This window comes from Extibacter muris (genome assembly GCF_004345005.1).
In the GTDB taxonomy this organism is placed as follows: Bacteria; Bacillota; Clostridia; order Lachnospirales; family Lachnospiraceae; genus Extibacter; species Extibacter muris.
In genome coordinates, this window is sequence record NZ_SMMX01000004.1 from 144,683 (window position 1) to 166,397 (window position 21,715).

Sequence of the window (21,715 nt, forward strand, 5' to 3'; positions counted from 1 at the left end):
AATCCTTTCCGCGTTAAAATCTACATAGAAGTGCTTAGTATGGCGCTGCGTATCCTTTGTTCCAGATCCTTGTTGTCAGGCCTGTCGATGGCGGCGATGCTGTTCATCCCTTCCGCCCTGGTAATAAATGCCACATAGTCGCTGAATATCTTTACCGCAGCCTTTTCAATGTGGTTCTGGCGCAACGTTTCTTTGATATGCATTGCCGCCTTTGCCTCATCCGTCTTCGGGTTGGAAGCATATCCGCAGATCGTATTGCCGGAGATGACAACCGCATCTACCGGCATTATCTTCTCCTTGCTTGTGATGACCATATCATAAGCGGTCGTCAACAGCGTTGCCTTTTCTTCTGTCTCTTTATATTTCTCGGAATCTATGGCCTTATATGGCGCGATTGCTATAAATTCAACCAGCATCTTCGATGCCGGCAGACACCCAAGCACCGCAACCGCAGTCAGCAGATTCAGCTTCGTTCCCGTCTGGAAGTATCCGAGCAGCAGCAGGGCCACCACGATTGCAAACTCCGCAATTGTAAACATTAGCAGCTTCTGCTTCTGCGCTTTGATATACCCCGGCTGGCCTTTTTCTATCTTCATCGTATTCTTTCGTCTCCCTTATTCTGCTTTTTGCTGTCCGCCCTCATCAGCCGGATAACAAGCCTGTCAGGAAGCAGTCTGGCTGCAATCCTGGCTGCCTTCATGGCCGCTCCGTACACGGACGTCTCCCGTCTGTTCGCCGCGTCGGCAAGTGCTTTGTGTACTACTTCCACGGGTCCGGACATAAATTTCCATTTCATACTGTTGCCGGTATTTCCCGCCCGCTCGAAAAAAGCCGTATCTACCGGACCAGGACACACGGCCGTCGTTATTATCCCTTTGCTTTTCAGTTCGCCGCCCATTCCTCTTGCAAAGCTGTATACATAAGATTTGGTTGCAGCATAGACGGCAAAGCCGGGCTGCGGGGCAAACGCTGCCGCGGAGGCCATCTGGATTATCCGGCTGCCTTTTGACATATATGGGATACACAGGAGCGTCATCTTCGTCAAAGCCCTGCAGTTCAGATCGATCATGCCGGCCTGTGCAGGCACGTCGATATCCGTCGCGTCACCGATAGCACCGTATCCGGCTGCATTGACCAGCATACGTATGTCGGCCGACTGCCGTTCCAGCTCTTTTTTGATTCTATCGTATATATAATCCCGCGTCAAATCCCCGTCAAAGATACGCACAGGAAGAGGAAGCTCTTTTGCCAGCTCTTTCAGCTTATCCGTACTTCTCGCAGCCAGCCATATCTCATCCAGCTTCCGGTACAGTTTCGGTATCTGTCTTGCAAATTCCCGGCCTAGGCCGGAGGATGCACCTGTAATTAATGCAATTTTCATTGTTCTGCCTCCTATCCTGTTTTCTTTTTCTTGTGGACATTACGAATGGTCTTTTTCTTTTTCGGCGTCCTGTTATCCTGCCTTTTCTGTCCGCCCTCTGACGGAAAGGATTTCCTTCTGTCCGGATGGCGCGGCCTTATAAGGCAGCGTCTGTCGAACCCTACCAGATCCATGCGGCCCGCTGTCTTAAGCGCCTCAAGGACGAGACCGTAGTTCTTCGGGTTCCGGTATTGGATCAAAGCCCGCTGCATCGCCTTCTCGTGTGGATTCTTCGGTACATATACCGGTTTCATATCTCTCGGATCCACCCCGGTATAATACATGCATGTGGCTATGGTAGACGGCGTCGGATAGAAATCCTGCACCTGTTCCGGCATATATCCTTGATCCCTCAGGTATTCCGCCAGCTCCACGGCCTCTTTCATCGTGGAACCGGGGTGGGAGGACATGAGATACGGGACGAGGTACTGCTCTTTACCTATCTCTTCGTTTATCTTTTTATATTTCCTGACGAATGCCTGGTACACGCTGTTCTCCGGCTTTCCCATCCTTGTCAGCACCGCGTCCGCCACATGTTCCGGAGCTACCTTAAGCTGCCCGCTGACATGGTGCCGGCACAGTTCCCTGAAAAAGGTGTCGTCCTTATCAGCCATTACATAATCGAAACGGATGCCGGAGCGGATGAACACCTTCTTAACCCCCGGCAGTTCCCTCAGCTTCCCAAGCAGTACGGTATAGTCCTTATGGTCCACGTTCAGGTTGCCGCACGGCTTCGGAAACAGGCACTGCCGCTCCTTGCATACGCCGGATTCGAGCTGTTTGCTGCAGGAAGGATGGCGGAAGTTTGCCGTAGGTCCGCCCACATCATGTATATATCCTTTAAAATCCTCTTCCCATATGAACCGGCCTGCCTCTGCCAGAAGCGACTCATGGCTTCGGACTTGCATTATCCTTCCCTGATGGAACGTCAGCGCGCAGAAATTGCAGCCCCCGAAGCACCCCCGGTTGCTCACCAGGCTGAATCTGACTTCCGATATAGCGGGTACTCCTCCGTCTTTTTCATAGACTGGATGGTAGGTCCTCATATAGGGATAGCTGTATACGCGGTCCATCTCCGGCGTGGACAGTGGCCTGGACGGAGGATTCTGCACGACATACAGGTGCTCTCCATAAGGCTCCACAAGCCGTCTGCCTGAATAGGGGTCGGTATTGCAATACTGCGTATAGAAGCTCCTGGCATAATTGAGCCTGTCTTGCTTCAGCTCTTCAAAGGATGGAAGGATTACCGCATCGTACACGCGATCCAGATCTCTGACCTTGCACACCGTACCTGGAATATAGGTAATATCTTTGACATCTATTCCGGCATCGAGCGCTTCTGCTATCTCTATGACAGAGAGCTCTCCCATGCCGTATGAGATGAGGTCTGCTCCGGAATCCAGCAGTACGGAACGCTTCAGCTTATCAGACCAGTAATCGTAATGGGCAAGCCTTCTCAGGCTCGCTTCGATTCCCCCTATGATAACCGGCGTCTTCTTGTACACCTGCCGGATAAGATTACAATATACGGCAGTGGCATAGTCCGGACGTCTGCCCATCACCCCGCCTGGCGTGAATGCATCCGTCTTCCTCCTCTTTTTTGACACCGAGTAGTGGTTAACCATAGAATCCATATTGCCGGAGGACACGAGAAAGCCCAGTCTCGGTTCTCCAAATTCCGTGATGCTGTCCTTATCTTTCCAGTCCGGCTGCGGTATGATAGCCACCTTATATCCGTAAGCCTCAAGCGTCCGCGTTATGATTGCGTGGCCAAAAGACGGATGGTCCACGTAAGCGTCTCCGGACACATAGACAAAGTCCGGCCGCTCCCATCCCCTCTCCTCCATATCCAGCCTGCAGATTGGTAAGAATCCTTTTCTCATGTCAATACCTCATAAGTTCCTTTGCTGATGTCATAGTAGCTCTGTATGTAATAGTCGGCCAGCTCTTTTTTTCTCGCTTCCTGGGGTCTGGAATAATCATCATCCACCCCGCACACCTTCATTCCAGCCCGTTTGCCTGCCAGTATGCCCATCGGCACATCTTCAAAGACGAGGCAGCGCTGCGGCGGGACATGCATCTCTTCTGCCACGAGCAGGTACACATCCGGTGAAGGCTTTCCCTTTTCCACCTCGCATGCACTATGCACAGAATCGAACAGCGGGCGGATAGAAAGGGCATTAAGCGCTGCATCTGCCAGCACATTGGAGTTGCTGGTGGCAATACCGATTTTCATCCCCTGGGCGCGCATGTCCAGAATAAATTCATGGGCCCCTTCCTTCATATCTACAGAATGGATATACCTGTCATATGTCATCTCCATCCATTCATCCATAACTTCATCCAGCGTCTGATCGAGACCCGGGAAGATATCCAGAAAAAGCCGTGCCACTTCGACGTAGCTCTTCCCTTCCATCATCTCATGAAAGTTATCCGGCTTATCCAGATGATACTTGCGGAGGTAATCATCATCCACGGATGGCCATATCCACATAGAATCCAGAAGCGTCCCGTCCATATCGAATATGATTGCCTCCATATCTTCAAGCATGCCTGTCTGTATCATGTATATCTCTCAGCTCCTCTTCTGTAAGTCTGCGGTACTCTCCCGGCTGCAATGATTCATCGAGGACGAGGGCACCCATCCGTTCCCGCTTCAGATAGGTGACTTCTTTCCCTCTTGCCAGGAACATGCGCTTTACCTGATGGTATTTCCCCTCCTGTATGGTAAGCCGTACAGCCGACTTTCGTCCACTGGATATGATATCCAGGACAGCCGGCTTTGTCCATTCTTCCGAAGCAGAGTTCCCGATATCGATGCCTTCTGCCATGGCACGCACATCTTCTTCTGTAACTTCTCCTTTGACCCGGACATAATACACCTTATCTACATGTTTCTTCGGTGAAAGCAGACGGTGGGCAAGCGCCCCGTCATTCGTGATAAGCAGCAGCCCTTCTGTGTCTTTATCAAGTCGGCCGACCGGAAAAAGGTCCTTCCTTCTCTTTCCTTTTATCAGGTCAATGACCGTCTTTTCACTTTGGTCCTCGGTTGCAGACACGACGCCGGCCGGCTTGTTCAGCATATAGTATTCAAAAGCTTCATAACGGATCCGACTGCCATCACAGCATACCGCGCTATCCTCGTCCACTTTATATTCCGGAGATCTGACGACAGCTCCATCTACCGTAACCTTCCCCTTCCGGATATGCTTCTTCGCTTCCTGCCGTGTTCCGATGCCCATATCCGCCAGGTATTTATCAAGCCTTATCATCAGCACATCCTCCATCCGGGAAGATACTTATTCTTCAGCACGCCTCCCGAGAGCTTGCCCCACCCGAGCGGATAGCCATCCACGCAGATGAGATGCCAGCCTTTGCTTCTGCCGGACACCATATCACCTGCATCAAGCGTCTCCCCTTTCAGATATCTGTAAACCCGCTCATCCTTTGCTGAAAAATCTATAGTATCCTCATAGTCTCCTTTTTTCATGTACATGGCCAGTGCCTGGCTTGGTTCGAAGCGATTTTTCTTAAGTTCGCCCATAAGCAGGCCCGTCCTCAAAAAGCGGATGCCTCGCAGGTCAGGAAGCCCCTCCGGCATATAATAGATTCGTTCTCCTCTTATGTCAATCCGGGTCAGATCCAGCTCCCACGATACTTTCTCCATGAACGCTTCCAGTTCTGCAGGCAGTTTTATACGGCTTCTCTTAAAGGGCACGGAGCAGTCCTCTCCGCGAATGCCTCCGTCCTTTCTGAGGAGTGCAAGGTAATGCCCCTCTCCTTTCATATGATGTGGAAAGATACGAACGGTTTTTGCTATTGCGGGATCTTTCGCCTCCGTCAGTTCCGGGCATCCGGGACGAAACCCTTCATACTGCTCCATATCCACGATCTTGAATTCCGGACGGTTCTTCAGCAGATATGCCACCGTCTGTTCATTCTCTCGTCCGTCAAACGTACAGGTAGAATACAGCAGCAGCCCTCCTGGTTTCAGCATATCGGCAGCCTGGACGATGATGCTTTTCTGGATGCTGCTGAAATATTCCGGACCGTGCTCTTCCCAAGCTTTAACCATTTTTTTGTCTTTACGGAACATGCCTTCCCCGGAACAAGGTGCATCGATGAGTATCTTGTCAAAATACTCCGCAAAGTATCCTGACAGCTTGCCAGGCTCTTCGCTCAGTATAAGCATATTTCCGATTCCAAAGACTTCCATGTTCTTCAACAGGCCTTTCGCTCTTGAACTGCTGATATCGTTGGCGGCAAGCACACCGGTATCCATAAGCTTTGCGCCAAGTTCTGTCGCTTTTCCTCCGGGCGCGGCACACAAATCCAGCACCTTGTCCCCCTGCTCTACGGGAAGCCGGCTGGCCGGCGTCATCGCACTTGGTTCCTGCAGGTAATACAGTCCCGCAAAGTAGTATGGGTGCCTTGACGGGGACACTGCTTCTCCGTCATAGTAGAATCCATTTGGAATCCACGGGATAGGCGTGATGTCAAACGGACATATCCTTATAAATTCTTCTACCGTAATTTTATTCGTGTTGACGCGAAGTCCATAGTATCTTGGCTCATCGTAGCATGCTATATAGGCAGGATACTCGTCTCCAAGCATTCCCTTCATCTTATCTTCAAATGCACAAGGCAAGTTCATGTCTTAATTCCTCCATATGTAGTTACAATTCAAACTATCTGTACATACATAGTTTAGTATAACATATCCGATGTCATAACTCTAGGAATATGAATATTTTAATTTCTTCTTTTCCAAAGACAGAAGGACATAGTATGGATTGACGCTGATCTCCTCGCCCGTCTCATAAGAATAGATTCCAAAATGCAGGTGCACATCAAACTGTCCTGTCGTGCCTTCCTCACCATATCCGGAATCTCCCATATATCCGATGAACTGCCCCGCCTTTACCTTGTCGCCTTTCTGTATGTTGCCATAAGAGTCGAGATGTGCGTAGTAATAATATGTACCACTATCCGAGGTGATTCCGACGCGGTAACCGCCTTTTTCCAGCCATCCAAGGTTCGTAACAGTTCCGTCCGTCATGCTGAGCACCGGATAGAGTCCTCTTTCATTCTTTACGGCCATGATATCTGTACCTTCGTGACCGCTCGTTCCGTTATATTTCCTCTCTGCCATCCATGTGTCTACAAAGGACACGGTCAACGACTTATCCACAGTGGATTCGGGAATCGGGAAATAACTCGCTTCGTTTTCCACATTTTCAAGCAGCTTTCTGCATCCTTTGGAAAGCTTATCTTTATCCCTGCGCATAGCGTCAGAATAAAAATCAGTGCGGTATTCCAGGTTCGCTATCGTCTCTTTCCGCATCCTGTTGATGACCGCACGGTTATATATATGTCCGGTAAGAAGGACGGTAGACAGCGCTGTGATAAACAGGACCAGAAGCATCTTGCCAGGTCTCAAACGTTTCATAAAATATCCTTTTTATTTTAATATATGAAAAAAGAGGCTGTCCCAAGACAAATTCTTTGGGGCCGCCTCCTGACGCCTTCCGTATACTGTTTTACGCTTCTGCCCTTTTCCTGATCCAGCACTCAGGCTTCAGCGTTCCCGGCATTGCTTTTACAAGCAGAAATATGATGAAGCATGACCCGATCTTGTCAATCAGATTATTGGCAAGCTTGGGAAGAAAAGATGCCGTAAAGATGCTTGCCCCGCTCTGCTTCAGCCATATGACCGCTACATCTGAAACGGTACCTGTCAAGCCTCCGTACACGGCGATTCCTATCGGTGTACCGATGACAGGTGCCACGATTCCTACAATGATTCCGGCTATCAGAACATTTAGGAATGTAAACTTAATTTTACGGAAGAGAAAGCCGATAACGAGTCCAATCGCTATATTGACAAGCATGAACGGCATATCGGTCATGCCGTATAGAAGTGCTGTCAGGAAGTTGGTCAGGCCTCCGACGGCAGCGCCGTACCATGGCCCGAAATAGACGGCGATGAATATCGTTCCGATTGTATCCAGGTACACCGGGAATTTGATTGCGGCCATGACTATGCCAAGTACGATATTAATCGCGATTGCCAGGCCGCACATCATAAGTCTTGTTGTGCTTGAAATCTCTCTGTTCATATTGTCCTCCATCCTCATAAGTGAAATTAGTATTCTCGCATTTAATACTAGCATGGCTGCATGTCTGATCCAAATCGGATATTTTGATAAGCAGCGGCCGTATATTGAATTATTCTATATACCGTTTCTCTGCTTCAATGCTATAATATAGTCAGTTTTATACATACAGACGGTGAAAGGAATTTAATTATGATACAGAAAATTATAGTCGTCAGCCACTGCTTTTTGAATGATGCCGCAAAGCTCAGGAACCAGGATAAGGAAGAAATGGCCGCAGAGCGTGCAGCCAAAAGAAATTTCCTGCTGCATGTCCTTTCTGAAGAATATGAAATGATACAGCTTCCATGTCCGGAGCTTCTGCTTTATGGCAGCCGCCGTTGGGGACATGCCGCCTCCCAGTTTGACACTACACATTTCCGCAAGGAAGCCCGCCGCATGCTGGAACCGATAGTGATGCAGCTTGAAGAATACGCTGCATATCCTGACAGATATGAAATCCTCGGCATCATCGGTATCGATGGGAGTCCCAGCTGCGGCGTGAACCACACATATGACGGGGAATGGGGCGGAGAATTTGGCAGCGGAGCCGCTATTCCTGCAATTCTCGATAGTCTGAGGAAAGTCAATAAGCCTGGCATTTTTATGCGCATATTAAAAGAGATGCTTCACGAGAAGCATCTCTGCGTCAGATTCTATTCTATTGACACGTTTATGGCCGGCCGTTAAACGGCCACCCATTCACATAACGCCTGTTCCTGTTTATTTGCACTTTGCGAGCACTGCCTGCAGATATTTCCAGGTGCGGGCCGTAGACTCTATGCCGAGATGCTCGTTGAAGGAGTGCACGTCCATGATATCCGGGCCGACCGATACGCAGTCGAGATTCGGCTTCTTGCCGAGGAAAAGGCCGCATTCCAGCCCCGCATGTACGGTTGTCACTTCCGGCGCTTTTCCAAACATGTCCTCATATACATCCTCCATGATGTGTCGGAGGTCCGAATCTGGATTGAACTGCCATGCAGGGTATTCGTTAAAGCTCTTCCCTTCGCCCCCTGCAGCTTTTGCACATGTTGCCAGAAGCTCCTTCATCTCCTGCTTTTTGCTTTCCACAGAGCTTCTTGCCAGATATACCGTCTTAACGTGGCCGGCCGCCGTCTCTAAAATGCCGATGTTCATCGACGTCTCTACTAGGCCTTTTAGCTTTCTGCTGTATCCCTGGACGCCGAACGGGCACATGACAAGATAGGATATGACACGATCCGTGCTGGCCTTATCACATACGTCTACCGTAGAATCGGCGGATGCATCCGCCTCCACCGCAAGACCCGGCTCATCTCCCATAAACTCATTGTCCCAAACGGCTTTCATCTCTTCTGCCAAAGCCATTACTGCAGCTGCATCTTTATCTGCCACGAGGATTTCCGCGGTTGATTCCATGGCGATCACGTTGTCTTTGGAGCCTCCGTTTATCTCTGCCAGAGCTATCTCTATCGTCTGTCCGATTCGATTCAGAAGTCGTCCCATCATTTTGTGTGCATTGCCGCGCTGCTTATGTATCTCAATCCCGGAGTGTCCGCCCTGGAGGCCGTGGATCTTGAGTGTAATGACTGTACCTGTCTTCTTTTCCCTGTGGATCGGAATGACCGTCTCATAACGGAATCCGCCGGCACATCCTGTCGTCAGTATCCCTTCTTCTTCCGAATCGATGTTGATCAGCTTCCTCCCCTTCAGTACGGACAAGTCGATAGCCATGGCCCCACCCATGCCTACTTCTTCATCTGTAGTAAATACTGCTTCAATGGGAGGATGTGGTATATCGGTACTGTCCAGAATAGCCATCATCATCGCCACGGCGATACCATCGTCCCCACCTAATGTGGTATCGTTTGCCCTGACGTATCCGTCCTCTACATACAGTTCAAGCCCTTCCCTTGCAAAATCGTGGGAAGATTCCGGCCTTTTCTCACACACCATATCCAAATGCCCCTGAAGGATGACAGGCTCGCTGTCTTCATATCCATCCGTACCCGGTTTTCTGATGATTACGTTGTTTGCATCGTCCTGTAAGACTTCAAGCCCACGCTCCCTGGCAAACGCTGTACAGTGGTCGCTGATGTGCTTCGTGTCAAAAGTGCCGTGCGGAATCTGGCACAGCTCTTCAAAAAATTGAAATACTTTCTTTGGTTCCAGCTGATCTAATACTGCCATATTTCTTTAACCTCTCTTCATTAGACTTTTATTTCTATCTTACATTCTGTCACAGTCATCATAAAAAATCAACCGTATCCATACAATAAAAAGAAAGATTCTTGAATGGATATCAGCACACATGAAACGTCGATTTTTTAAAGTTCTGATTATAGGTATGTTCGGTCTGATGCTCGTGTTTCCAAAGCCTGTGTTCAAAGGTGCAAGTGCAGGGATTCTCCTCTGGTTCAACATAGTCCTTCCCACGCTGCTTCCCTTTATCATCCTGTCCAACCTGCTGATTGGAACGAATGCCGCCTCCCTCATTGCCCGTGTTACAGGTCCCCTTTTCTGCCGTCTCTTCCGGGTCTCCGGATATGGTTCTTATGCAGTGCTTACCGGGTTCATGTGTGGGTACCCGATGGGAAGCAAAGTGACGGCAGATCTGTTGAAGGGCGGTTACATATCCAGAGAAGAAGGACGATACCTCCTCTCCTTCTGCAACAATACGAGCCCGATGTTCATCGTAAGCTATGTGATCTGGCAGAATCTGAAAGAGGAATCGCTCACCCTGCCTGCCATCCTCATACTCACGGTCTCCCCATGTATCTGCAGCTACCTGTTCAGACGCCATTACCACATAAGCGGACATTCTGACGGCCAGGGCTTTCATGTCCCTTCTCCAAAAGCATCTTCCGCGGGTGTCGTGGATGACAGCATCATGAACGGTTTTGTGACGATTACCAAGGTGGGCGGCTATATCATGCTTTTTTCCGTCCTTATAGCACTGGCGGAACTGATTCCGTTCCATCGTCGGGCACTTACACTTGCCGCCCTGCCGTCGCTGGAAATCACGAACGGCATCCCTATGCTGTGCCAGAGCTGTTCCGACCCCGGACTGTGCTTCATCCTCACTATGGGGCTTACCTCCTTCGGAGGATGGTGCTCTGTGGCCCAGACACGGTGCATGGTACAGGAAGCCGGGCTCCCTATATTTCCTTACATAATAGAAAAGCTGATTACCGCGGGGGTAACCAGCCTGTTGGCCTGTGGATATATCGTTCTACTGTAGCAAATCCTCATCATCCTCTATCTGGAGCTCTTCCACCGGCTCTTCCGGAGCGCCATACTCTGCTTCCAGCGTCCGTGCGGACTGTTCCGGGATGTCCAGTTCGGAACGGTTGTTGCGTACCATGTCATAACATTCCTGCAGGGAATTGACAAGCCCGTCATATTTTGTCGTGTAGCTGTCCAACGTATGTCCGATGATGCTCTCCGCGTTCGCAAGCAGATCGTCTGTATACTGCATCGCACCGATACGGATATCATTGGCATCGCTCGTGGCGTTGTCCAGGATCTCCTGCGCCTGTTCCGTGGCTGCAGTGACAATCTCATTCGCCTGCGCATATGCCTGCTGCATAATCTCATGCTCGCTGACAAGCTCGTTCGTGTGTATCTGCGCTTCCTCGATCATGCTGTCCGCCTTCGCCTGTGCATCGGCAAGAATCGCATCCTTGTTCGCGATAATCTTCTGATACCGCTTAATCTCATCCGGCGTCTTCATGCGGAGTTCACGCAGAAGCTCGTCCATCTGGTCTTTATTGACTATGATCTTGGACGTTGACAGCGGCTGGAACTTGCAGCTGTCAATGTATTCTTCAATTTCTTCAATAATCTGTTCAATACGGCTGCTCATAATTTACACTCTCCTTCTGTTCATTTTCTCTCGCATCGTGTCCGCCACCAGATCCGGCACAAACTGAGAGATATCCCCTCCAAAAGCTGCCACTTCCTTTACGGTGGTAGAACTCAAATATGAATAATCGAGGCCCGTCGTCAGAAAGACGGTCTCTATCTCCGGCTCCAGCTTATGGTTCGTCTGGGACATCTGAAGCTCATATTCAAAATCAGTTATGGCACGCAAACCGCGGACTACCATCGTAGCCTCCATTCTGCGTGCAAATTCCACCAGCAAGCCATCGAATGGAACGATGGTTACGTTTGGCATTCCTTTTGTTACTCCTTTTAACATTCTAACACGTTCTTCTGCGGAAAACAACGGGGTTTTTGCTTTATTGTTCAGGACTCCGATGATTAATTCGTCCACCAGTTTTGCAGATCGTTCGATGATATCGAGATGTCCGTATGTAACCGGATCAAAACTGCCCGGATAAACTGCTCTTAGCATATCTCTTTCCTTCCTGCCGGTTCTATGAATACATGCTTGTTCATCTTATATTCTTTCGTCTTAAGAAGCGTAAATCCAAAATCTTCCAGATAATCAAATTCCGTCTCCCTGGAAGCCTCCACTATGATCACACCTTCATCCGCGAGCAGCTCCGATTCCGAAAGATACCCGAGCACCTTTTTTTCAAGCAGCTTGCCGTAAGGAGGATCCATAAAGATAAAATCAAACTGCTTGTCACCTTCCAGCTTATAAAGCGCCGTCATCACGTCCGCAGACATCGTAGCCGCCTTATGGGCAAGCCTCGTCCTCATCAGGTTCTCCTTGACGCACGCCATGGCATTCGGATTCTTCTCCACGAATACAGCCTCCATCGCGCCCCTGCTGAGCGCCTCGATCCCAATCCCCCCGCTTCCTGCAAACAGATCGAGAAAGATGCAGTCATACAGATAGGGAGAGATCATATTAAATAACGTCTCCTTAATCCGGTCCGTCGTAGGTCTCGTATCCATACCGTCGAGCGTCTTAAGTTGTAACCGTTTGGCACTGCCTGCAATGACTCTCATATATATTACCCCTTATGTTCATTATAACATTTCCAGTCTATTATAAAGATTCGTCAGAAAAAAGTCAATTGGGGACAGGGATATTTTAATTGGGGACGGGGGAAATTTGAATTTCCCCCGTCCCCAATTAAAATATCCCTGTCCCCAAAGAAAAAAGCACCCGACAGGTGTTATTTCAACCTGTCAAGTGCTTTTTCTAATCATTTAATCTGGTTGTTATTTACCAGCCATCTGTTTTTCTTGCTGCTCGATCATTTTCTTAACCATATAACCACCAACAGAACCATTCTGTCTTGATGTCAGGTCTCCGTTGTAACCCTCTGTTAACGGTACTCCTAATTCGTTTGCAACCTCATATTTGAATTTGTCCAATGCACCCTTTGCTTCAGGTACGGCTGCTCTGTTAGATGAACGACTTGCCATTGTTATACTCCTCCTTTTTCGTATCTTATCGAGCATTTGGATGCTCGATAATTGTTTGTAACTTTTTTGTTTTTTGTTACAACGATAGTATATGGAGGATTTATATTATTACACTAGAAGTTCCTTCATATTTTGGCATTTTTTTCATCCATTCATTTTTTGAATCCAAAAGCAGGTCTGCCGCTTCATTTGCCTTCTGCAGCAGCTTCGCGTCCTGGTATACGTCCCCAAGCCTGAAGTCCATCAGGCCGCTCTGTCGTATGCCGAACAGGTCTCCCGGACCGCGCAGCCTCAGGTCCTCACTGGCAATCTTAAACCCGTCATTTGACTTGTTCAGTATTTCGAGGCGTTCCTTCGTCTCCTTGGATTTGGAAGCGCTCATAAAGATACAGTAAGACTGGTGCTTCCCACGCCCGACACGCCCGCGCAGCTGATGGAGCTGTGCCAGGCCGAAACGTTCGGCATTTTCCACGAGCATGACAGTAGCGTTCGGCACGTCGATGCCGACTTCGATGACAGTCGTAGAAACGAGAACCTGGATCTCGTTTCTGCCGAACCGCTCCATGATGTCATCTTTTTCCGCCTGCTTCATCTTACCGTGGAGACAGGAAACGGACACATCTTCCCCAAGCTCATCCTGCAGCATCTGAGCATAATCCAGGACATTCTCCACCTCAAGATGTTCGCTCTCCTCTACCATCGGACAGATGACATAACACTGCCTCCCATCCTGCACCTGCTTCTTCATGAATGCATACGCCGTCTTACGGTAGCCGGTGTCTACGACGCAGTTCTTGATCGGCAGCCTGTTCGCAGGCAGTTCATCTATCACGGATATATCCAGATCCCCATATAAGATGATGGCAAGCGTCCTCGGTATCGGCGTGGCGCTCATGACAAGGATATGCGGCACGCCGCCCTTCCGGGCGAATGCCTCCCGCTGCCTGACCCCGAACCTGTGCTGTTCATCCGTCACGACCAGTGCCAGATTCTTATAGTTCACCTTTTCCTGGATCAATGCATGCGTTCCGACGATAATCTGGACTTCGCCGCTCTCTATCCGCCCATATGCCGCACGCTTCTCTTTCGCGGTCATAGATCCGGTGAGAAGCTCCACGCTTATCGCGGCGCCGTACCGGGCAAATAATTTGGTGATGGATTCATAGTGCTGCCTGGCAAGCACCTCCGTCGGTGCCATAAGCGCTCCCTGGAAGCCGGCAGATGCCGTATCCATCAATGCCAGGACTGCCACGATAGTCTTGCCGGAACCCACGTCTCCCTGCACGAGACGCGACATGGCCGTGCTACCTGCCATATCTGCCGCGATCTCATCCGCCACCTTCTTCTGCGCACCCGTCAGCTCATAGGGAAGCTGTGAGAGAAATGCCTCCGTCCCGGGCGCTTTCCTGACCGGATAATGGTTCTGCTCTTTTTCGTTACTGTCTTTCAGCTTTCGCAGCGATAAGATAAATTCCAGGAACTCTTCAAATACGAGCCTTTCCCTCGCATGATAGAACACTTCTTTATCTTCAGGGAAATGAATCCCACGTATGGCATAGTTGTACTCGGCAAGTCCATAGCTCAGCCTGATCTCATCCGGCAGCGTCTCTTTAGAGAGATCAAGGTCCATAAGCGCCTGCCGTACCGCCTTCATGACGCTGTTATTGGACAGCCCTGCCGTCAGCCCGTAGACCGGCTGCAGCGTGTGGAGCTTTTCTTCATACCTGGCGCTCGGGTAGAAGATTTCAGGATGCTCCATGACGTTGCCGCTTTTCCGGTTGACAATCCTGCCCCTCAGCGTAATGACTCCGCCTCTTCCGAGCGTATTACGCAGGAACGGCATGCGGAACCAGATGACCTTCAGCGTCCCGGTGATATCCTTGACGTAGATCGTCGTAACCTGCATATTCCGGCTGCCGGATACCTGCACCCTGCCAAATATCGCCCCTGTCACCGTCACGACACGCCCTTCTGAAGCCTCGCTGATCGGAATCGGCTCATCATAGACGTCATATCCCCGGGGATAGTAGCGTATCAGATCTCCCACCGTAGAAATGCCAATCCTTCCAAACAGCTTCTCCGTCTTTTCACCTATTCCTTTTAATTCGCTTATTTTTGTCAATTCAACCATAATTGCAATCCTTACTATGCTTTAAGACAAAAAAGAGACAGACCTCTGCATGCACAGGGCGTCTGTCCCCTCTTCCTCTGTCTTATTCTACAGCCAGCACGTAATAATATATCGGCTGCCCGCCGAAGTGTGCATCCACATCTACATCTGGATATAATTCCTCTATCTCTTCGGTAAACCGTTCTGCATCTTCTCTCTTCACTTCCTCGCCATAGTAGAGGCTGATCAGTTCAGAGTCGTCATCTACAAGCTTGACAAGCATCTCACGGGTCGTCGCTTCCACTTCCTGGCCTACCGCCAGGATTCCGCTGTCTCCGATTCCCATGATGTCCCCTTCATGAATCTCCTTGTCATCAATGCGGGTATCACGTACGGCATACGTCACCTGCCCTGATTTGACGTTCTTGATCTCCTCCAGCATCGTCTCCTCATTGGCGGCAGCGTCTGCTTCAGGCATAAAGTTGATTACCGCGGTAATCCCCTGAGGAACCGTCTTCGTCGGTATCACCACGATGTCTTTATCCTCTACGAGCGCTTTCGCCTGGTTCGCGGCAAGAACGATATTTTTGTTGTTCGGCAGTATGAATACCGTATCCGCGTTCACCTGTTCGATGGCATTGAGCATATCCTCCGTGCTCGGATTCATCGTCTGTCCGCCTTCTATTATATAATCGACGCCAAGCTCCCTGAAGATTTCGTTCAGTCCCTCACCGATAGAGACTGCGATGAAGCCCATCGGCTTCCTGGGCGCGGCATTCTTTTTCGACGCCTCTTCCTTCTGCTGCTTTGCAAGATTCTCGGCATCCCGGATCAGCTTCTCCTGATGCTCCTCCCTCATATTGTCTATCTTCATCCGGGAGAGCTGTCCATAGGTCAGGGCGCGCTGTATCGCCAGTCCCGGGTCGTTCGTGTGCACATGGACCTTGACGACGTCATCGTCAGCCACGCAGACGATAGAATCACCGATGGAAGACAGATACGCTTTGAACCCGTCCTCATCCTCTTCGGAAAACTCTTTTTCCGTCAGTATGATAAACTCCGTACAGTAGCCGAATTTGATATCTTCCGCATCCTGTGATACCTTCGGCGCAGCCACGGTCACCTTGCCGGGTTCGATAGCGCTGTAGTCGATCTCTTTGCCCTGGAATGCGTCATAAGCGCCTCTGATAACCTCCAGAAGGCCTTGTCCGCCGGAATCCACCACGCCAGCCTCCTTCAGCACAGGAAGCATATCCGGCGTCTTCTCCAGCACCTCTTCCGCATGCCTTATCACTGCGGGTATAAAGATTTCCAGATCGTCGGTCTCTTCCGCCATCTCTGCCGCCTTGTCCGCGATACCGCTTGCGACCGTAAGGATGGTCCCCTCTTTTGGCTTCATGACCGCCTTATATGCCGTATCTCTCGCCCTCGCGCATGCCGCGGCAAGTCCGAGCGCGTCTATTTCTTTCTCTTCACGGATAGATTTGGTAAACCCGCGCAGAAGCTGTGACAGGATGACACCCGAATTCCCTCTCGCCCCACGCAGGGAGCCGGAAGAAATAGCCTTTGCAAGATCTGCCATATCCGGCTGTTCAAGTGCGGTCACTTCTCTCGCCGCAGACATGATCGTCAGGGACATGTTCGTCCCGGTGTCTCCGTCCGGTACCGGAAATACGTTCAGTTCATTGATATATTCTTTCTTCGCCCCAATATTCTGTGCTCCAGCCAGAAACATCCTGGCAAGCATATCCACATTAATAGTTTTTGTAGCCACTTCTTATGTTCCTCCTTAACTAATCGATGACTCTGACGCCTTCAATGTAGATATTGATCGTATCTACCGGCATTCCGGAAAACTCTTCCACCTTGTACTTTACATTGCTGATGAGATTTTCCGTCACGGCCGAAATACTCACGCCATAAGCGACAACAATATGGAAGCTGAGCGTAATATGGTTATCTTCTGATATGCTCACCTGGATACCGTGTGTCAGGCTTTCCTTCTTCAGAAGATGCACAAAGCCATCCTTCATATTGACAGCGGCCATCCCCACGATTCCAAAACACTCTACAGCCACAGTCCCTGCATACTTTGCAAGCACTTCAGGATCAATTGTGATGATACCAAGATCCGTACTCATACATCCCTTCATATTAAAAACCTCCAATTCATAAATTGAAAATGTAATACACGAGCTTAACAAAAATATTATACTATTAATTCCCTTATTTTACAAATAAAAAACCCAGATTCCATAAGAAATCTGAGTTTTAACTTTCATTACGCACGTTCAACTCTGCCTGATTTCAAACAAGAAGTACAAACATACATTTTCTTTGTAGCTCCGTTTGCTGTTTTAACACGAACTGATTTCACGTTTGATTTCCACATCTTTGGTGATTTTCTATGAGAGTGGCTTACGTTGTTTCCAAAGTGAGCACCCTTTTCACAAATAGCACATTTTGCCATGACTGCACCTCCTAACGCTCATAATAAGTCCTTTTCCGAACTCGCAACACTGATTATTTTACCAGATGTATACAAGAAAAGCAAGTACTTATTTTGATTTTCTGCATATTATTTTTTCAACTTATCCAGCATCTGCGGATTGCGCTGCAGCACGTACAGCAGCACCGGGAGCAGGCTCACGACCGAGGCAAACAGCGTGAAGAAGCTGTAGATTCCGGGGAATCCCCAGTATCGGAACTGGGTAAGCAAGGTTACCACTCCCGTCAGCAGCGTAAGGCCGAATATGATTAAGACCGCGACGAGAAGTACGATATCGTACCGCTTTCCCGCAAGTTCCACGACAAGGCAGCCAACCGCGGCCAATGCCGCGAGCGCCAGTATGACAGAGCAGAAATTGTCAAATGCCGAATAATAATCCCATATCCAGGAATAGCTCGTATACGGCGTGATTCCGGACACACGTATGCCGGACAGGAACAGCAGGCCAAAATAGGGAATCAGAGGAACGATCTCGTACTGCCTGTATGCCCGCCTGTCCAGAAAGCATAATACGCCAAACACAGCGATGCACAGCGCCGGCAGCATATATTCTATCATGGAGAACATGCTGAAAAATCCAACGCCGCTCCATAATCTGTCTATCACGAGCAGACCTGCAGCCACAGCCGACACGATAGCGGTCAGCCGCCCGCCGGACAAGGAGCCCAATATGTCGGCACCGGCCCCTGCCTGCCGGAACCCCTGGCTGTTGCCAGCGTTCTCCGAATGGCCGGAATTGGCCTGCGACCCGGCATAGCCGGCATCGGCCGCGCGTTCATTCCTTGCCCCGCACTGTGGACAGAACCGGTCCGTCACATACATCCTCTCCCCGCATCTGGCACAGAAGCAGCCAGTCCTATCTTCTTTCTTGTTATCCGTCGCGCCCGCAGCCGTGCCGTATGACGTTTCCTTATGGTCTGTCCCGCCGTACGGAGGAGGTGTCGGCCCGCCGTTCTGACGGTTATATGCATCTGCGATAAGATTGGCATTCTTGATAAGCACGTTGAATGAGAGGAAACTGCCGACGAAGCAGACCAGGCATCCGACGAGGTACCACATCAGGAATTCTCCTCCCCCTTCCATTACCGCCACTCCATATCTCGGTCCTGCCTTTCTGAGACGGTTGGCCTGCTTATAGAACCAGAACAGCCCATATATGCCGCACGTGATTACGGACAGAAGAAGCACCAGTATATAATTCATGCTCTCTTCCCCGTCCCCCCGGCACATCGCATTCACATCTTCCGTATAGGAATACCAGAAGAAAATGCTGTATATGCCACATGTCAAAAATGTCAAAATAATATATGTAGCCAGACTTCTTTGCTTTATCATATGTTTTACCCTCGTATTTCTCTCATTATTTTAAAAATCAGTCCGTCATCCAGGTCTATCTTAATGATACCGTCCGGCTGGAAAGCGATGCGGTATACATATACTGCCAGCAGCAGGAGAAGAAGCAGGCCTCCCAATGCCCTGGCCGTCTTCTTCCCCATCCTGAACCGGTCTGGCAGCACATCCTTGTGAAGGATATACCAGATGGCGAATCCGGTCGGCAGAAAGAGCGGATGATAAGAAAAGGAAGCCCTGAAGTCAAGGCTCGCCATGCTCTTGAACGCCCTCGTCATCCCACAGCACGGACAGGGAATGCCAAACAGATATTCCAGCGGACATCTCCAGACAAAAAGGAGGAGCACAAGCAACCCGCTGATAATCACGATGTGGCGGACAATAACCTTTCTCTTCATCACTACCGTACTTTCGTCCCGCACTGGTTGCAGAATACCATATCCTCCGACAATGCATTCCCGCACTTCGGGCACTCATTTTTGACAGGGGCAGGGGCATCCGTATCCTTGTCCGCTCTATTCTTAAGTTCTTCCCTGAGCCGCGCTATGAGCGCTTCCTGTTCCTTCCGTTCCTGTTCCAGCGTATGTATGCGCGCTTCCTTTTCGGCCAGTTCTTTCTGCTGCTTATCCGTCTCGTTTTTTACATACGCCCGGATTCCGCTGAACAAGCCTTCCAGCCCGTCCTTGCACGCCACGGCTTCCTCTGTCTGTACTCCTGCCTTTCCCGCTTCCGGCATGCTGCCCGCTTTTGCCCCGCAGTATGTACAGAACACAGAGCCTTCCCGCAGCTCGCTGCCACATTTTACACATTTCGTCATCTGCATTACCTCCTGTTCATTCTTATGTGCATCATCAAACGTAAAAAGTGCAGTTTCTGCCATGACAGCATCGCCGCACTCTCTAAGACGCTATTCTTTGCCACAAAACAGTTCATACCCCACCAGCGCACATATTATGGCACATATCAACTCTATCAACGGATGCCTGACAAGTATTGTAAATATCATACCTACTGCCAGACACAGCAGGGCGAATCCCACTACTCGTTTCATTCACATACCTCTGCACCAATTCTCACTATATTATATGCACGCTCTCAGGAAACGCGACTGTTAGCCGGCAATATCCTCAGCGTCCCCGGCTTCATCCAGTATATCTTCCACATCCTTTTCCGTCATCTTATCTTCCCCTTTTGATCCAAACTTATCTATGACGTCAGGAATCATATCCAGTATCTTTGTCATCGTATCCTGGTTCTTGATGTTGACAAGCTTCGTATGTCCATTCTGAATGACGAGCACCGCACATGGTGTCATCTTCCCGCCGATTCCGCCGGCCCCTCTTTCTTTCCTGTCACCGTTAAAAGCCCCGGCTCCCACCGCAAACGATACGTCAACAAGAGGCAGGATAATCGTGTCCCCTATGTGAATCGCATCGCCTACCACCGTTTTTGACGAGACTACCCCGTCCATTCCGTGGAATAGCGCTTCTACCGTTCCTTTAAAATTATTTTCAGCCATGTCCGTTTCCTCCTCAACAATACTATAATTCAAAACTTCTAATGTGCTTATACGTGGCGCGGACCTCCCTGCACCAGAACAGCCTCCATAACAGCATTACAAAATGCAGTACACGCACTTTGCCTTTGACGAGCAGCGTGCCTTCCAGTATCTTCTGCTCAAAATCCGGAACGATCTCCGTATCCTTCCACATGAAAGGATACAGGATGCCAAGACCCGCCAGAACTTGTCCGGTTCTGTACGGATCTTCAAATCCATAGTGTATCTTTGCTTGAACCGTCTTCGGCTTCAGCCGTCTCAGAAGACGGAATGCTTCTCTTTTCACTCTGGCAAATGCCGTCTTATGGATGTCATCCAGTATAAACGCGCTGAGCTTTTCCTTTTTCTCTGATAACGCCTTTATTTTATCACATAATCTTTGAATTGTACATTTTATCTTACGGAATGTCTGCCTGCATTTTTCATAGATATTTTCAAATTTCCCACGCTTCTTGCCAGAACCGGCCTTTTCTTCTTGAACATCTTCTGCAGTTTCTTCCCGCTCCGTTTCAGCTCTCTCAGGTAATCCGGGTTCTTTTTCATCTTCTTTTTGAAGGCCCGGATGCTCTTTAGCACCGTATCCATCTGTTTCTTCCGTCTCTTCCAATAACTCTTCGTATTCCGTTTCATCTGTTTCCACTTCCCCTTCAAACTTATTAATATCGTCAGCATCCGCCTGCTCTTCTCCTGCCATCTTCTTAAAGAATACGCGCAGATTCCAGTCAAACTTATTACCGCGGTACGAGGCCGTGAATTTGACAAGGTGCATAAGCCACGTACATGTCATATCTGCCTGAATACTGTCGGATGTCCCTCCTGAAGCCGCCTCGATGCGGTATCTGAATGGCACGAAAAGCACAATGCAAACCAACAATACAAGTATCCCCAGTATCGCGGCTATTATGATTCCTATGATCTTCAAGATAAGCAGTATAATATGTAGCATCTTAATCTTCCTGTTCTTTTTCTAATATATAGGAACGGATATCCGTCCCTTCCGTCTCATGATATACCTCTTCTGTTATTTTTTCCACCAGTTCCAGCGCATCATCATAACTTTTTGCGATTCCGACGACAAAATAGTCTTCTTTCGGATAATCCGGCTGCAGAAGAAGGACGGAATTTATAATCTCCAGATGGTTTTTTTCATTCCCGGACAGTACGAGCAGATGGATGCTTATCTGGAATTTATTGCTTTCCAGCTTTTGAATGATTTTATCCTTCTTCTTTTCCAGCCCTTCCGTAAGGTAGATATGCCTGTAATATTTCATCTCCATGTACCTCTCTT

General features: G+C 49.4%; 26 protein-coding genes. 2 read left to right on the plus strand and 24 right to left on the minus strand.

Annotated elements, in window-relative coordinates:
- Window positions 1-20 precede the first annotated feature (20 nt).
- The 8 genes from E1963_RS06235 to E1963_RS06270 form a co-directional block, all read right to left on the minus strand.
- Entirely contained in the window at window positions 21-596 is a 576-nt protein-coding gene (locus E1963_RS06235; protein WP_132276357.1) for a hypothetical protein, read from the minus strand.
- The gene (locus tag E1963_RS06240; protein WP_132276359.1) at window positions 593-1,381 is read right to left on the minus strand and encodes an SDR family NAD(P)-dependent oxidoreductase; all 789 of its coding nucleotides are present in this window, start codon (window positions 1,379-1,381) and stop codon (window positions 593-595) included. Before E1963_RS06240 ends, E1963_RS06235 begins: the two co-directional genes overlap by 4 nt.
- Before the next feature lie 11 nt (window positions 1,382-1,392).
- The gene (locus E1963_RS06245; protein WP_132276361.1) at window positions 1,393-3,303 is read right to left on the minus strand and encodes a YgiQ family radical SAM protein; all 1,911 of its coding nucleotides are present in this window, start codon (window positions 3,301-3,303) and stop codon (window positions 1,393-1,395) included.
- Window positions 3,300-3,971 carry an HAD family hydrolase gene (locus E1963_RS06250; protein ID WP_201272005.1) on the minus strand — a complete coding sequence of 224 codons (672 nt, stop codon included), beginning with the start codon at window positions 3,969-3,971 and terminating at the stop codon, window positions 3,300-3,302. The genes E1963_RS06245 and E1963_RS06250 overlap by 4 nt, the downstream gene beginning before the upstream one ends.
- Entirely contained in the window at window positions 3,964-4,692 is a 729-nt protein-coding gene (locus E1963_RS06255) for a pseudouridine synthase (RefSeq protein WP_201272002.1), read from the minus strand. Before E1963_RS06255 ends, E1963_RS06250 begins: the two co-directional genes overlap by 8 nt.
- Window positions 4,692-6,074 (minus strand): RsmF rRNA methyltransferase first C-terminal domain-containing protein, encoded by a 1,383-nt coding sequence (locus tag E1963_RS06260; RefSeq protein WP_132276367.1) that lies wholly within the window; start codon window positions 6,072-6,074, stop codon window positions 4,692-4,694. The genes E1963_RS06255 and E1963_RS06260 overlap by 1 nt, the downstream gene beginning before the upstream one ends.
- An 81-nt stretch (window positions 6,075-6,155) precedes the next feature.
- Window positions 6,156-6,869, minus strand: a complete 714-nt coding sequence (locus tag E1963_RS06265) for a M23 family metallopeptidase (RefSeq protein ID WP_132276369.1) — start codon at window positions 6,867-6,869, stop codon at window positions 6,156-6,158.
- A gap of 91 nt (window positions 6,870-6,960) precedes the next feature.
- A complete protein-coding gene (locus tag E1963_RS06270) occupies window positions 6,961-7,539 on the minus strand; it encodes a CD3073 family putative ECF transporter S component (protein WP_132276371.1) in 579 nt (192 codons plus the stop codon).
- A gap of 189 nt (window positions 7,540-7,728) precedes the next feature.
- On the opposite strand from E1963_RS06270, the gene E1963_RS06275 reads away from it, so the two are divergent.
- Window positions 7,729-8,265, plus strand: coding sequence for a CD3072 family TudS-related putative desulfidase (locus E1963_RS06275; protein ID WP_132276373.1), 537 nt, complete (start codon window positions 7,729-7,731; stop codon window positions 8,263-8,265).
- A gap of 33 nt (window positions 8,266-8,298) precedes the next feature.
- Here the strand turns inward: E1963_RS06275 and E1963_RS06280 are convergent, their stop codons facing one another.
- Window positions 8,299-9,747: an aminoacyl-histidine dipeptidase gene (locus tag E1963_RS06280; protein WP_132276375.1), complete on the minus strand. Its 1,449-nt coding sequence runs from the start codon at window positions 9,745-9,747 to the stop codon at window positions 8,299-8,301.
- 121 nt (window positions 9,748-9,868) lie between these two features.
- Between E1963_RS06280 and E1963_RS06285 the strand changes: the two genes are divergently transcribed.
- The gene (locus tag E1963_RS06285) at window positions 9,869-10,798 is read left to right on the plus strand and encodes a transporter (protein ID WP_132276377.1); all 930 of its coding nucleotides are present in this window, start codon (window positions 9,869-9,871) and stop codon (window positions 10,796-10,798) included.
- Here the strand turns inward: E1963_RS06285 and E1963_RS06290 are convergent.
- The 15 genes from E1963_RS06290 to E1963_RS06355 all read right to left on the minus strand — a co-directional run bounded on the left by E1963_RS06290 (window position 10,790) and on the right by E1963_RS06355 (window position 21,698).
- Window positions 10,790-11,422, minus strand: a complete 633-nt coding sequence (locus tag E1963_RS06290; protein WP_066576445.1) for an ATPase — start codon at window positions 11,420-11,422, stop codon at window positions 10,790-10,792. The genes E1963_RS06285 and E1963_RS06290 overlap by 9 nt on opposite strands.
- Window positions 11,423-11,425: 3 nt before the next feature.
- Window positions 11,426-11,914, minus strand: coding sequence for a pantetheine-phosphate adenylyltransferase (gene coaD / locus E1963_RS06295; protein WP_066576449.1), 489 nt, complete (start codon window positions 11,912-11,914; stop codon window positions 11,426-11,428).
- Window positions 11,908-12,477, minus strand: a complete 570-nt coding sequence (gene rsmD, locus E1963_RS06300; RefSeq protein ID WP_132276379.1) for a 16S rRNA (guanine(966)-N(2))-methyltransferase RsmD — start codon at window positions 12,475-12,477, stop codon at window positions 11,908-11,910. Before rsmD ends, coaD begins: the two co-directional genes overlap by 7 nt.
- Window positions 12,478-12,693: 216 nt before the next feature.
- Window positions 12,694-12,900 (minus strand): alpha/beta-type small acid-soluble spore protein, encoded by a 207-nt coding sequence (locus E1963_RS06305; protein ID WP_040434586.1) that lies wholly within the window; start codon window positions 12,898-12,900, stop codon window positions 12,694-12,696.
- A 100-nt stretch (window positions 12,901-13,000) separates the two neighbouring features.
- Window positions 13,001-15,031: an ATP-dependent DNA helicase RecG gene (recG, locus tag E1963_RS06310; protein WP_132276381.1), complete on the minus strand. Its 2,031-nt coding sequence runs from the start codon at window positions 15,029-15,031 to the stop codon at window positions 13,001-13,003.
- Between the two features lie 82 nt (window positions 15,032-15,113).
- A complete protein-coding gene (locus E1963_RS06315; RefSeq protein ID WP_132276383.1) occupies window positions 15,114-16,784 on the minus strand; it encodes a DAK2 domain-containing protein in 1,671 nt (556 codons plus the stop codon).
- A gap of 19 nt (window positions 16,785-16,803) precedes the next feature.
- Window positions 16,804-17,163, minus strand: a complete 360-nt coding sequence (locus tag E1963_RS06320) for an Asp23/Gls24 family envelope stress response protein (RefSeq protein ID WP_066576459.1) — start codon at window positions 17,161-17,163, stop codon at window positions 16,804-16,806.
- Between the two features lie 128 nt (window positions 17,164-17,291).
- Window positions 17,292-17,480, minus strand: a complete 189-nt coding sequence (gene rpmB, locus E1963_RS06325) for a 50S ribosomal protein L28 (protein ID WP_082912795.1) — start codon at window positions 17,478-17,480, stop codon at window positions 17,292-17,294.
- Between the two features lie 108 nt (window positions 17,481-17,588).
- On the minus strand, window positions 17,589-18,854 hold the full coding sequence (locus E1963_RS06330) for a DUF4234 domain-containing protein (protein WP_132276385.1): 1,266 nt from the start codon (window positions 18,852-18,854) through the stop codon (window positions 17,589-17,591).
- Between the two features lie 5 nt (window positions 18,855-18,859).
- Window positions 18,860-19,291: a DUF2752 domain-containing protein gene (locus E1963_RS06335; RefSeq protein WP_207669402.1), complete on the minus strand. Its 432-nt coding sequence runs from the start codon at window positions 19,289-19,291 to the stop codon at window positions 18,860-18,862.
- Entirely contained in the window at window positions 19,270-19,686 is a 417-nt protein-coding gene (locus E1963_RS06340) for a zinc ribbon domain-containing protein (RefSeq protein ID WP_167482127.1), read from the minus strand. Before E1963_RS06340 ends, E1963_RS06335 begins: the two co-directional genes overlap by 22 nt.
- Window positions 19,687-19,776: 90 nt before the next feature.
- On the minus strand, window positions 19,777-19,920 hold the full coding sequence (locus tag E1963_RS19620) for a hypothetical protein (protein WP_167482128.1): 144 nt from the start codon (window positions 19,918-19,920) through the stop codon (window positions 19,777-19,779).
- A 60-nt stretch (window positions 19,921-19,980) separates the two neighbouring features.
- Entirely contained in the window at window positions 19,981-20,388 is a 408-nt protein-coding gene (locus E1963_RS06345) for a GerW family sporulation protein (RefSeq protein WP_117771337.1), read from the minus strand.
- Window positions 20,389-20,410: 22 nt separating this feature from the next.
- A complete protein-coding gene (locus tag E1963_RS06350) occupies window positions 20,411-21,373 on the minus strand; it encodes a DUF2953 domain-containing protein (RefSeq protein WP_132276389.1) in 963 nt (320 codons plus the stop codon).
- A gap of 1 nt (window position 21,374) precedes the next feature.
- The gene (locus E1963_RS06355) at window positions 21,375-21,698 is read right to left on the minus strand and encodes a hypothetical protein (RefSeq protein WP_132276391.1); all 324 of its coding nucleotides are present in this window, start codon (window positions 21,696-21,698) and stop codon (window positions 21,375-21,377) included.
- Between the last annotated feature and the right edge of the window lie 17 nt (window positions 21,699-21,715).